This is a genomic window from Nitrospirillum guaranorum, from assembly GCF_034653275.1.
In the GTDB taxonomy this organism is placed as follows: domain Bacteria; phylum Pseudomonadota; class Alphaproteobacteria; order Azospirillales; family Azospirillaceae; genus Nitrospirillum.
In genome coordinates this window covers 536,127-549,135 of sequence record NZ_JAYEES010000004.1, presented here as the reverse complement: position 1 = coordinate 549,135, position 13,009 = coordinate 536,127, and the positions used below count along the sequence as shown (strand labels likewise).

Annotated in this window: 10 protein-coding genes; all 10 read left to right on the top strand. The window is 69.6% G+C overall.

Annotated elements, in window-relative coordinates; translation table 11 throughout:
* The first annotated feature begins 39 nt into the window (after positions 1–39).
* The 10 genes from UAJ10_RS24275 (at position 40) to UAJ10_RS24230 (ending at position 12,953) form a co-directional block, all read left to right on the top strand.
* Positions 40–225 carry a DUF3008 family protein gene (locus UAJ10_RS24275; protein WP_145752455.1) on the top strand — a complete coding sequence of 62 codons (186 nt, stop codon included), beginning with the start codon at positions 40–42 and terminating at the stop codon, positions 223–225.
* A 136-nt stretch (positions 226–361) separates the two neighbouring features.
* Positions 362–739, top strand: coding sequence for a hypothetical protein (locus UAJ10_RS24270; protein WP_322917826.1), 378 nt, complete (start codon positions 362–364; stop codon positions 737–739).
* A gap of 69 nt (positions 740–808) precedes the next feature.
* Positions 809–1,048: a hypothetical protein gene (locus UAJ10_RS24265; protein ID WP_322917825.1), complete on the top strand. Its 240-nt coding sequence runs from the start codon at positions 809–811 to the stop codon at positions 1,046–1,048.
* Complete coding sequence (locus UAJ10_RS24260; RefSeq protein WP_322917824.1) at positions 1,045–2,448, top strand: TolC family protein; 1,404 nt, start codon at positions 1,045–1,047, stop codon at positions 2,446–2,448. Before UAJ10_RS24265 ends, UAJ10_RS24260 begins: the two co-directional genes overlap by 4 nt.
* Complete coding sequence (locus UAJ10_RS24255) at positions 2,445–3,830, top strand: multicopper oxidase family protein (RefSeq protein WP_322917823.1); 1,386 nt, start codon at positions 2,445–2,447, stop codon at positions 3,828–3,830. Before UAJ10_RS24260 ends, UAJ10_RS24255 begins: the two co-directional genes overlap by 4 nt.
* Before the next feature lie 75 nt (positions 3,831–3,905).
* Positions 3,906–5,330 carry an MFS transporter gene (locus UAJ10_RS24250; protein WP_322917822.1) on the top strand — a complete coding sequence of 475 codons (1,425 nt, stop codon included), beginning with the start codon at positions 3,906–3,908 and terminating at the stop codon, positions 5,328–5,330.
* A gap of 110 nt (positions 5,331–5,440) precedes the next feature.
* The gene (locus UAJ10_RS24245) at positions 5,441–7,150 is read left to right on the top strand and encodes a flavin monoamine oxidase family protein (RefSeq protein WP_322917820.1); all 1,710 of its coding nucleotides are present in this window, start codon (positions 5,441–5,443) and stop codon (positions 7,148–7,150) included.
* 89 nt (positions 7,151–7,239) lie between these two features.
* Positions 7,240–8,958 carry an alpha-keto acid decarboxylase family protein gene (locus tag UAJ10_RS24240; protein ID WP_322917819.1) on the top strand — a complete coding sequence of 573 codons (1,719 nt, stop codon included), beginning with the start codon at positions 7,240–7,242 and terminating at the stop codon, positions 8,956–8,958.
* 219 nt (positions 8,959–9,177) lie between these two features.
* A complete protein-coding gene (locus UAJ10_RS24235; RefSeq protein WP_322917818.1) occupies positions 9,178–10,581 on the top strand; it encodes a glycoside hydrolase family 53 protein in 1,404 nt (467 codons plus the stop codon).
* Positions 10,581–12,953, top strand: a complete 2,373-nt coding sequence (locus UAJ10_RS24230; protein WP_322917817.1) for a glycoside hydrolase family 2 protein — start codon at positions 10,581–10,583, stop codon at positions 12,951–12,953. Before UAJ10_RS24235 ends, UAJ10_RS24230 begins: the two co-directional genes overlap by 1 nt.
* The last annotated feature ends 56 nt before the right edge of the window (positions 12,954–13,009 follow it).

Sequence of the window (13,009 nt, the reverse complement as noted above, 5' to 3'; positions counted from 1 at the left end):
CCACCCGGCAAACGCCAACCCAGAAAATGGAGGACATCCATGCCCGCCAAATCCCAGTCCCAGCAGAAAGCCGCCGGCGCGGCGCTGGCCGCCAAGCGCGGCGACATCAAGAAAAGCGAGTTGAAGGGCGCCTCCCGCTCCATGGAGAAATCCATGAGCGAGAAGGAGCTGCACGACATGGCCTCGACCAAGCGCAAGGGCAAGGCCGAGCACGTCCGCCACTGAGCGCCCGACTGGGCGCCCGTGGTTACCCATTGGGGGCCGGGCGGCGACGCCCAGGCCCCCAATCATTTCCGCGCCCCATCCCCCATCCTGGTTCTGCCCCCTTGTCGGCGCCGGCCAGGGCGGTATAGTCGGCGGCATGATCCGGCTGCCCCTGCTTCCCTTGCTGGCGTTCCTTGCCCTCGTGACCCTGGTCACGGGCTGGTCGGCGCCCGCGCGGGCGCATGAGTGCGGGCAGGCCATCACGGTGGCCGCATCCACCGCCCCCGCCGGTACCCCCGCCCGACACCCCGTCGCGACCGCCGTCCATGACTGCCATGAGACGGCGGATTGCTGCTGCGCCGGCGGAATGGCGGGCTGTGCCACGGGCTGCGCCGGACTGCTGGTCCCGTCCACCCTGCCGGGCGCGGTACGTACCGCGGCACCGCTGGCGCTGCTGCCCGCCCGCGATAGCCGTGGGGCGGGCTTGGCCCTGGCGCCCGCCCTGGGACCGCCCAGACCGAACCGCATCGCCTGAAGCCCGGGCGCCCCGACGGGGCCCCCGCGCCTTCCCCCGCGACCGGTTTGCCCAATATCCGAGCTTCCCATGCCCCCCTTCCTCGCGCGCGTCGCCCTGCTGGCGACCGTGGCGGGCTGCGCCCCCGTGGCGCCCGCCGCCTTTCCGCCGGGACCTGGCGCCGCCGACGCCAGCGCCCCCGTGACACCCTGGACCCGGCCCGTCCCACCCACCCTGGCGGTGCCCGCCCCGGACGCGGCCCCCATGCCGGCCATGCCCGGCATGGACCCCGGCATGAGCCATGGTTCCCACCACGGGAGCACGCCATGATCTTACTGAAATGGCTGACGCCGCTGATGATGGCCGGCGCCTTGGCGGGCTGCGCCACCGTCCCGCCCGAGGCCGGCTTCCCCGATGTGCAGAAGCGGCTGGAGGCCCGCGTGCCCCAGCGCGTCTCCTGGAACCGCGATGCCGCCGCCGACGCCCAGGCCGCCCAGGCGGTGGCCGCCCTGCTGGCCCGGCCGCTGACCGCCGACGGCGCGGTGCAGGTGGCGCTGCTGAACAACCCCGGCCTGCAGGCGACCTATGAGGATCTGGGCGTGGCCCAGGCCGACCTGGTGCAGGCGGGCCTGTTGCGCAACCCGATCCTGTCCCTGGCCACCGAGTTTCCCACCAAGGGGGCGGAGCCGCCGAAGCTGGAATTCAGCGTCGTCGCCAATTTCCTGGACCTGCTGTGGCTGCCCGCCCGGCGACAGGTGGCGGCGGACCGGTTCGAGCAGGTGAAGCTGACCGTCAGCGCCGAGGTGGTGGACCTGGCGGCCGAGACCCGGGCCGCCTACCTGCGCCACCGCGCGGCGCTGGAGGAGGCGCAGACCCTGGCCCAAGCGCTGGACGCGGCGCAGGCGGCCTATGACCTGATGGTCCGCCTGCACCAGGCCGGCAACGTCAGCGACCGTCGCCTGGCCACCGAACAGGCCGCCCTGGAGGAAACCCGGGTGGAAAACATGGAGGCCGCCGCCGAGGTCACCGCCACGCGGGAAACGCTGACCCGGCTGATGGGCCTGTGGGGCCCGCAGGCCGAGTGGAGCGTGGCCGGCGACCTGCCGCCCCTGCCCCCCGAACAGCCCGGGCTGGCCACCGTGGAAAGCGCCGTCATCGCCGGCAACCTGAAGCTGGACGCCGCCCGGCGCGCGACCGCCGCCAAGGCGTCGGCCCTAGGCCTGGCCGACGCCAGCCGCCTTTGGACGGAGGGGGAGTTGGGTGTGGCCGGGGAGCGGGAGACCGATCGGTCCCTGGTCATCGGCCCGTCCCTGACCCTGGCCCTGCCCCTGTTCGATCAGGGCCAGCCGGCCGTGGCCAAGGCGGAAGCGGAGTACCGGCAGGAGGCGCGGCGCACCCTGCAACTGGCCGTGGACCTGCGGTCGGAGGCGCGGGAGGCCCGCGACCGCCTGGTGCGCGCCCGCGACCTGGCGGACCATTACCTGCACACCGTCCTGCCCCTGCAGGACCGGTTGGTCCGCCTGGGCATGGCCGAATACAACTACATGCTGACCAGCCCGTTCGAGGTCATGGCCGCGCGGCAGGCCCGCCTGACGGCCTATCGCCGCTACATCGCCGCCGTGCGCGACTATTGGCTGGCGGACGGCGACCTGATCCGCCTGGCCGGTGGACGGCAGACCGTTTCCCAACCCACCCCCAACGAAGCGCCCCAGCCGGGAGGCCCGTCATGACCACCTATCTTCCCTGGGGCCGTCGCCAGCTGCTGAAGTCCGCCGCCCTGCTGGGCGGGGCCGGCGCCCTGTTGCGGGGAACCCCCGCCGCCGCACAGGACCACGCGCACCATACGGCCCCGGCCACGCCGGCGCCCACCCCTCCCGGCACCGTATCCGGCACCCCATCCCGGACCATGTCCATGGATCGCAAGACGGTGGCGGCGTCGGTCACCCCGCCCCGTCCGCCCAAACTTGTGCCCGGCACCGACCGCCCGGCCACCATCACCCTGAACGGCGGCACCCTGCCCTTCGTCCTCAAGGACGGGGTCAAGGAATTCCACCTGACGGCGCATGAGTTCGAGCAGGAGTTCGCGCCCGGCTTCAAGGTCAAGGTCTGGGGCTACAACGGCAGCAGCCCCGGCCCCACCATCGAGGCGGTGGAGGGCGACCGGGTGCGCATCCTGGTCACCAACAAGCTGCCGGAGCCCACCAGCATCCACTGGCACGGCGTGCTGCTGCCCTCCGGCATGGACGGGGTCAGCGGCCTGTCCGCGCCGCCCATCCCACCGGGGGAGACCTGGGCCTATGAGTTCACCCTGCGCCAGCACGGGACCCAGATGTACCATCCGCATTTCGACGAGATGGTGCAGATGGCTGTGGGCATGATGGGCATGTTCATCATCCACCCCAAGGACGCCGGCATCGGCCAGGTCGACCGCGACTACACCATGATGCTGCACGCCTGGGCCATGCACCCGGGCACCTCGCGCCCCGACCCGGCGGTGATGCTGGAACACGACACCTGGACCATCAACGGCCGGGTCTTTCCCGCCGTGGAACACCTGGTGGTCAAGACGGGGCAGCGGGTGCGCCTGCGCATCGGCAACGTGTCCATGCACGAGCATCCCATGCACATCCATGGCCACCACATGTGGGTGACGGGCACCGACGGCGGCATGATCCCGGAGGGCGCCCGCTGGCCTGAGACCACCATCCAGGTACCGGTGGGCAGCACCCGCACGGTGGAGTTCGTGGCCGACAACCCGGGCGACTGGGCCTTCCACTGCCACAAGACCCACCACGCCATGAACACCATGGGCCACGACATCCCCAACTTCCTGGGCGTCAGCCAGGGCGAGGTGGCCCAGCGCCTGGGCGCGCAACTGCCAGGCTACATGCCCATGGGCGGCGGCGGCATGGGCGACATGGGGGCCATGACCGGCATGATGCCCGGCCCGGCCAACACACCGCCCATGATGACCGGCACCGGACCCTATGGTGGCCTGGACATGGGCGGCATGGTGACGGTGATCAAGGTGCGCGACGAGGTGGCCGCCGATTATCGCGACCCCGGTTGGTACAAGGCGCCCAAGGGCACCATGGCCTGGAAGGTGGGGTGACCTAAAAGCGTGAGACGGGGGGCGGGGCGGCACGCCATAGTCGCCCCGTCGCCCCGCCTCCACATCCCGCGCCCCATGCCTGACACCACCGCCCCCGCACGCCACGCCCGCGCCGTCACCTATCTGGTCGCCGGCGCCTTTTTCATGGAACTGCTGGACGGCACGGTCATCGCCACCGCCATGCCGCGGATGGCGCGGTCCTTCGGCGTGGCGCCGGTGGACATGAACATCGGCATGACGGCCTATCTGCTGGCGCTGGCGGTCTTCATCCCCATCAGCGGCTGGGTGGCCGACCGGATGGGGCCGCGCACCGTGTTCGGCGGCGCCATCGCCCTGTTCACCCTGTCGTCCCTGCTGTGCGGCCTCAGTCCCACCCTTTGGACCTTCACCGCCGCCCGGGTGCTGCAGGGGCTGGGCGGGGCGGCCATGGTGCCGGTGGGGCGCCTGATCATCCTGCGCATCACGGAGAAGAAGGACCTGATGCGGGCCATCGGCACCACCGTGTGGCCCGGCCTGGTGGCGCCGGTGCTGGGCCCGCCGCTGGGCGGCTTCATCGTCACCTATGCCGACTGGCCCTGGATCTTTTTCCTGAACCTGCCCCTGGGCCTGGCGGCCCTGGCCATGACCGTCGCCTGGGTGCCCAACGAGCGCCCGGCCGACACGCGGCCCCTGGATGTGAAAGGCTTCCTGCTGTCGGGTGCCGCGCTGGTGGCCCTGGTCTTCGGTCTGGACACGCTGGGCCAGGGCGCGCGGGCGCCGGCGCAGGCCGTCGGCGGCATCGCCCTGGGCCTGGCCCTGTCGGTCCTGACCGTCCGCCACTGCCGCCGCCACCCGGCACCGCTGTTCAAGCTGGACGCCCTGCGCCTGCCGACCTATGCCATCGCCGTCTGGGGCGGGTCGGTGCAGCGGGTGGCCATCGGCACCGTGCCCTTCCTGACGCCGCTGCTGTTCCAGACGGTGCTGGGCATGGATGCCTTCCAGTCCGGCACCCTGGTGCTGTGCATCTTCGCCGGCAACCTGTCGATGAAGATGGTGACCAACCAGGTGCTGCGCCGCTTCGGCTTCCGCCGGGTGCTGCTGGTCAACGGCGTGCTGATGTCCGTGTCGCTGGCGGCCTGCGGCCTGTTCACGCCGGACACGCCCAAGGCGGTGGTGGGGCTGGTGCTGTTCCTGGGCGGCCTGTTCCGCTCCATGCAGTTCACGGGGCTCGGCACCATCCAGTTCGCCGATGTGCCCAAGGAGGAAGTCTCGGCCGCCAACACCCTGGCCGCCATGCTGGGCCAGCTGACGTCCGGCCTGGGCGTGGTGGCGGGGGCGCTGGCCTTGAACCTGGGCGCCTTCCTGCGCGGCCATCCCCAGGGGCAATCGGACCTGACGGATTTCCGCAACGCCTTCCTGGTCATGGGGGCGGCCGTGCTGCTCAGCCTCTACGACGCCTGGAAGCTGGCGCCCGACGCCGCCCAGAACGTCAGCGGTCATGCGCGGCGCAATACCCGTTAACGAAGCATTGATTTTTAGATTGCTCGCATAGCGAGTATTCTACCCCCCATGGTTCACCGGCCCCATGGTGCGGCCGGCATCCTTGGGCCATCTTGGGGGGAGGATATCGGATGAGCGAGATCCTGGACGTGGCGGTGATTGGCGGCGGCGTCGCCGGCACCTATTGCGCCTGGCGCCTGACGGGCCCGCAGGGCCTGAAGGAAGACAAGCGGCGCGTGGCCCTGTTCGAATACAGCGACCGCATCGGCGGCCGGCTGTACACCAAGACCTTTCCCGGCATGCCCAATGTGGCGGCGGAGCTGGGCGGCATGCGCTACATCGTGCCGGAGAAGGACGACCCCACGTCCAACCAGCCCATGGTCAGCAACCTGATCGAGGCGCTGGACCTGCCCAGCCACATCTTCCTCATGGGCAATCCCGAGAAGGGCGCCGACGGCCAGCCCATCGGCGAGAAGGAGAACATCCTCTACCTGCGCGGCAAGCACCTGCTGGTGAAGCAACAGGCCGACCCCGCGCAGGTGCCCTACAACCTCAGCTGGAACGAGCGCGGCAAGACCGTGAACGACCTTCAGGTCTTCGCCATGAACCTGCTGGTGCCCAACAACCAGAACCTGACCCTGGAACAGTGGATGGACACCCGGGTCTACGGCCACCCGCTGTACACCTACGGCTTCTGGAACCTGATGTCGCAGACGCTGAGCTCCGAGGCCTATCAGTTCATGAAGGACGCCGGCGGCTATGACGCCAACGTCGCAAACGCCAACGCGGTGGCGCAACTGCCGGCCACGGAATACGCCAACACCGACGGCTTCCGCGCCATCACCGGCGGCTATCAGCGCCTGCCCCTGACCCTGGCAGAGCAGGCGGCCGAGCAGGGCGCCCAGATCCACATGAACCGGCGCCTGGCCAAGATCGAGAAGGACGCCGACGGCCATTACAAGCTGACCTTCATCGTCACCGAAAGCCGGGTGGTCAACACCGAGTTCGGCGGCGTGCATGAGGAGACCAAGGACAAGGAAGGGGCGCCGCCCGAGATCGTGCACGCCCGCGACATCATCCTGGGCCTGCCCCGCCGCTCGCTGGAGCTGATCGACTGGGAAGGCTGGGACCAGAAGGGCGTCAAGGAGATGCTGTCCAGCGTCCTGATCCAGGACGCCTTCAAGCTGCTGCTGGCCTATGATTATCCGTGGTGGCGGGCCATGAACCTGGTGGCCGGCCGCTCCATCACCGACCTGCCGGTGCGCCAGATCTATTATTTCGGCACGGAGGAGGACCAGCCGGGCGGGGAGAAGGGCAACACCCGTTCCCTGCTGATGGCGTCCTACAACGACATCACCACCGTCCCCTTCTGGAAGGGCCTGGAGCATGGCCCGCCCTTCATCGGCCGCCGGCCGAAGAACGTGACGCCGCTGGCCAAGGAAGAGGCTGCGGCCACCGGCGACGACCAGCGCGTGGTGCCGCTGGCCGAATGCGTCGCCACCGACGCCATGGTGTCCAGCGCCCACCAGCAGATCCTGGAGGTGCATGGCCTGGTGGACGTGGACCAGCCCTACTCCGCCATCTACCACGACTGGTCGGGCGACCCCTATGGCGGCGGCTGGCACGAATGGAAGGCCGGCTTCCGCTACAACCTGCTGATGCCCAAGATCCGCCAACCCCTGACGGCGGAGAAGGTCTACATCTGCGGCGAGGCCTATTCCAACAACCAGGGCTGGGTCGAAGGGTGCCTGCAGACGGCCGAACACGTGCTGCAGGACAAGTTCGACCTGGCCTGGCCCGCGTATCTGACGGGCCTGCCGGAGACGATCCTGGGGCCGTGAGCCCCGCCTTCGCCAACCGCCTTCGCCCCGCCCGACGGCCGTGGGTATCGCGCCCACGGCCCCGTTCCCCTATCCGGAGGGTGTCCGCCATGAACCCCTTGCCCGACCATTTCACCGTCAGCGACTACCTCATCCAACGTTTGCACGAGGCGGGCTTGCGCGACGTCTTCACCGTGCCCGGCGACTATGTCGCCCGCTGGTTCGACTACATCGACGATCCGGCGCGCAATCCGGACACGCCCCTGACCCGCCTGGGCTGCCGGTCCGAGCTGGAGGCGGGCTACGCCGCCGACGCCTACACCCGCCTGCGCGGCATCGGCTGCGCCGCCGTGACCTATGGCGTGGGCGCCTTCTCCCTGGTCAACCCGGTGGCGGGATCGTATGTGGAGCGGCTGCCGGTGGTGGCCATCTCCGGCAGTCCGGGAACCGCGTCGACCGACCGGCCCTTCGCCCGCACCTACAAGATCCTGCTGCACCACGCCACCAGCAACTACCGCGCCGACCGCGACGCCTACCAGCACATCACCGTGGCGGCGGAGATCATCCGCGACGCGGCGCACGCCCCGGCGGAGATCGACCGCGCCCTGGGCCTGGCGCTGGCCTACAAGCGGCCGGTCTACCTGGAACTGTGGCGCAACCTGTGGGATGCCGAATGCGCCCGGCCGCAGGGGGCGCTGGCCGTGCCCAAGCTGCCCCGCGACCAGACCTCCGTCACCCAGGCGGCGGCCGCCGCCGCGGCCCGCATCACCGCCGCGGCCAAGCCCCTGTTCTGGGCCGGCGTGGAACTTCAGCGCTACGGCCTGCAGGACGCCTTCCGCGACTTGCGCGACCAGACCGGCCTCCCCTACATCACCAGCCTGCTGGCCAAGAGCGTGCTGGCGGAAACGGCGGAGGGTTTCGTCGGCACCTATACCGGGCCGTCGTCGGACTACACGACGTACCAGACCGTGGCCAACGCCGACCTGCTGGTGGTGACGGGCGACCTGATCACCGACGATTACGAGGGCATCGTCCAGGCCGATTTCACCACCATGATCGTGGCCTACGACAACGCGGTGCGCATCGGCGCCGCAACCTACAGCGATGTGCCGCTGGCCGATTTCCTGGCCGCCCTGGGCCAAGCGATGAAGGACCAGCCGGCGCGCCAGCCCTGGGCCACCAAAGGCCCCGCCACCATCGACCCGGACTACAAGCCCTTTCCGCCCGACCTGGTCACCTACGCCCGTTTCTTCAAGCGCATGGAGACGTGGGTGGATGCCGACATGACCCTGGTGCCGGACGAAAGCAGCAGCATGTACGTCAGCTGCAACATTCCGGTGAACCGGGCCAACGGCTTCGTCAGCCAGGCGGCTTGGGGCGCCATCGGCTATGCGTCGGCCGCCGGGTTCGGCCTGTCGGTGGCTGACCCCGCCGCCCGGCCGGTGGTGTTCGCCGGCGACGGCGGCTTCCAGATGGTGGCGCAGACCATTTCCAGCATGGCGCATTACGGCCGCAACCCGGTCGTCTTCATCATGGAGAACGCCATCTATGGCATCGAGCAGGCGCTGACCAACTCGGCCACATACACCGAGGACCAGCCCTTCAACGCCTATAACAAGATCCCGAAGTGGGAATACGCCGAGTTCGCCCGCGCCCTGGGCGCCAAGGCCGCCCGCGTCGCCACGCTGGAACATCTGGAAGCGGTGCTGGCGGAGGTGAAGGAAGACAGGGGGCATGTCTGGCTGGTGCAGGTGGTGCTGCCGGAACGGGACATCCCCTCGGAAATCCTGCGCTTGGCCACCAATACCCCGCCCAGCCCGGGGCAGTGACCGCGGACACCGGGATGTGAGACGGGAGGCGGGGCGGGCAGCGATGTCCGCCCCGCTTTCGTTGGACGTCCAGGGCGGTTGATAGGCAGGGCGGTTGACAGGACGATCTTATTTATATGATAAAAATGCCGCCTGTGCCTGCGGCCAGGTCTTAGAAGAACGAACACCCCTGGGAGGGGGGTTCCAGGGCGATTGCCCTGGCCCGGAAGAGAGGCTGCCTTGGTTCCATACCTGTCCCGCCGGATGCTGCCGGCCACCCTGGCCGCGATGCTGTCGCCATCCCTGGCATGGGCCACCCCGGCGGCGCCCGACTTGGGGGCACCCTATCTGGGCGCCGACCTGTCCTTCGCCAATGAGATGGCCGATTGCGGCGCCGTCTACACCGACAGCGGACAGGCTGCCAATCCCTTCCGGATTTTGCGCCGGCACGGCGGCAACCTGGTTCGCATCCGCCTCTGGAACAACCCCGACTGGACCCGGTACAGCACCCTGGCCGACGTGAAGCGCGGCATACACCTGGCGCATGAAGCCGGTCTGCGGGTGCTGCTGGACTTCCATTATTCCGACGACTGGGCCGACGGCGACAACCAGCCCATCCCGAAGGCGTGGGAGGGCCTGGACCAGGCGGCGCTGGCGCGGGCCGTGCACGATTTCACCCGCGACACGCTGGCGGCCCTGGCGGCGGAGGGCTTGACGCCCGACATGGTGCAGGTGGGCAACGAGACCAACGGGGATATCCTGCGGGCGCCGAAGACGGAAGGGAAGCCCATCCGCTGGACCCGCAACGCCGCCCTGCTGAACGCCGGCATCCGAGCGGTACGGAAAGCGGTGGCGGCCACCGGCCGTCCCATCCAGATCATGCTGCACGTGGCCCAGCCGGAAAACCTGGAGGCCTGGTTCGCCGATGCCGAGGCCGCCGGCGTCACCGACTTCGACATCATCGGCTTCAGCTATTACCGCAAATGGTCGCGCCAACCGATGACGATCATGGGCCGCACCGTCAACCGCCTGGCCGCCCGCTTCGACAAGCGGGTCTTGCTGGTGGAAACGGCCTACCCGTGGACGCTGGAGCCCAGCAGCGCGTCGCCCAGCGTGCTGGGGGACGACAGCCTGGACCCCGCCTATCCGGCCACGCCGGCGGGACAGCGGGCCTACCTGCTGGACGTGACGCGGACCGTCATCGCCAACGGCGGCATCGGCATGGTCTATTGGGCGCCGGACTGGGTGGCCACCACGTGCCGCACCCGCTGGGGCGAAGGCACCACCTGGGGCAACGCCGCCCTGTTCGGCTATGGCGCCCAACACGCGGCCTTGCCCGGCTGGGATTATCTCGGCGCGGCCTATCCGGCGCCGGTGCCGGTCACCTTCCGCCTGGCCGTGCCCGCCGGCGCCACGCCTTATTTCTGGGCCGATGTCCTGGACAACGGCGCCGGCAGCTTCCCGGTCCAGGCCAAGGACGGCCAGGTGGAAGTCCACGCCAGCGTCATGCCGGGCGCCACCGTCCACTACCAGCTGTTCGACGGCCCAGGGTTTGAGCATCCCCTGCTGCCGGGCGCCAAGGACGGCGTCGCCGCCCGCACCATCACCACCGCCACCACCATCACCGCGAAAGCCGGCCCCTGATGCTGAAGCCGATGCTGAAGACCGCCACCGCCGCCCTGGCCCTGCTGCTGGGTAGCTCCGCCGCCTTCGCCACCGACATGCCCTTCAACGACGGTTGGCGCTTCCATCGGGTGGAAAGCGGCCCAGCCCTGGGCCATGACGCCCTGCCCCCGGCGGATTGGGCGTGGGAAGTCGTGCGCCTGCCCCACACCGCGCACCTGGAGGCGCGGATCATCCAGTCGCCGGGCCGGGCGCAATGGCAGGGCGACGCCTTTTATGTGAAGCGGTTCAAGACCGATCCGGCCTGGAAGGGCCAGCGGGTGACCCTGCGCTTCGAGGCCGCCATGAACGTGGCCGACGTCTGGCTGAACGGGCGGCACCTGACCACCCACCTGGGCGGCTTCCTGCCCTTCACCCTGGATCTGACGGATGGGTTGAAAGCGCCCGGGGACGATGCTGGCGAGAACGAGGTGGTGGTGCACCTGGACAACCGCGACAACGCGGTGACAGGGCCGAAGCCGCTGAAGGATTTGGACTTCAATACCTACGGCGGCCTCTACCGCGGCGCCACCCTCAGCGTGCGAGCACCGTTGCACATCACCGATGAGATGCCGGCCGGCCACGTGGCCGGCGGCGGCATCGTCGTGCGGCAAACCCATGTCGACAGCGCCCGCGCCGACCTGACAGTGACGACGGAGGTGCGCAACGATGCCGCGACGGGCCAGCGCTTCACCGTCACCCAGCGCCTGCTGCGCGACGGACGGGTGACGGCCCAGGCAGCTAGCACCGCCCTGGATCTGGCGGCCGGCGCCGCCCTGTCCCTGCCCCAGGATCTGTCGGTGGCCCGGCCCCGCCTGTGGTCCCTGGACGACCCGGCGCTGTACGAACTGGAGACGGCGGTGGTGGCGGGTGGCAGCGTGGTGGACAGCCGCCGCACCCGCATCGGCCTGCGCAGCATCGTCATGACCAAGGACGGGCTGTGGCTGAACGGGCGCAAGACCTTCCTGCGCGGCGTCAACCGCCACCAGGAATACCCCTATGTCGGCTACGCCCTGTCGCCCGAGGCCAACCGGCGTGAGGCGCGCTTGATCAAGGCCGCCGGTTTCGACTATGTCCGCCTGTCGCACTATCCGCAGGACCCGGCCTTCATGGATGCGGCGGATGAGGTGGGGCTGCTGGTGCTGGACGGCATCCCCGGCTGGCAGTACGCGCCCCGGGATCCGGCCTTCACGGCCCAGGTGGTGCGGACCTGCCGCGACATGATCCGCCGCGACCGCAACCACGCCAGCGTCCTGGCCTGGGAATGCTCCCTCAACGAATCCCCCATGGCGGATGAGTTGGTGGACGCCCTGCACGCCGCGGTGCATGAGGAACTGCCCGGCCCCGGCGTCTATTCCGCCGGCTGGATGCCGCGCGCCTACGATGTCTACCTGCAGGCCCGCCAGCACCGTCTGCCGGAAACCGGCAAGGAGGCGCCGGCCGCCGCCCCCAACAAACCTCTGATCGTCTCCGAATACGGCGATTGGGAGTATTACGCCATGAACGCCGGCTTCCAGCAGGGGCGGTGGGGCGATCTGCTGCCCCAGGAACGCAGCAGCCGGCAGGAACTGGGCGGCCCGGAGAAGGGCCTACTGCAACAGGCGATCAACGTGCAGGAGGCGCACGACGACAACCTCGGCCTGCCGGCCGTGGGCGACGGCTATTGGGGCATGTTCGACTACAACCGCGGCTACGCCCCGGACCTGGAAACCTCCGGCGTCTACAGCATCGATCGCCTGCCCAAGCCGGCCGCCTTCTTCTTCATGAGCCAGCGCGACGCCAGGGTCGACGGCACCGGCGCCATGGTCCACATCTCATCCCGCTGGACGGCGGACAGCGACCCGGTGGTAAAGGTCTACAGCAACGCCGACGCCGTGGAACTGCGCCTGAACGGCCGCGTCATCGCCCGCCAGGTGCCGGACCGGGACCGCCTGTCCACCCACCTGCGCCACCCGCCCTTCACCTTCCACCTGGATCGTTTCGAGGCCGGAACACTGGAGGCCGTGGCCTATAGGGGCGATCGCGCGGTGGCCCGCCATCAGGTGCGCACCCCCGGTCCCGCCCACCACCTGGAACTGTCGCTGGACACCCAGGGCGTGGCCCCCGCCACCGGCCACAACGACGTGCTGTTCGTCCGCGCCCGCCTGGTGGATGCCGACGGCACCACGGTTCCCACGACGGGCACCGATATCCACCTGAGCCTTGCCGGCGACCTGACGCTGGTGAGCCGAGACCATGTTCCGACGGAAGCCGGCACCGCCAGCTTCCTTATCCGCGTGGGCGACAGCCTCACGGGCGCCGCCGTCACGGCGGATGGCGCCGGCCTGGCGGCGGTCAGCTTGCCCGTGCGCTGAAGCGTCGGATTCTCCACCACGCTCTTGTCCTCCTGGGCGTTACGTGTCACGCGTAA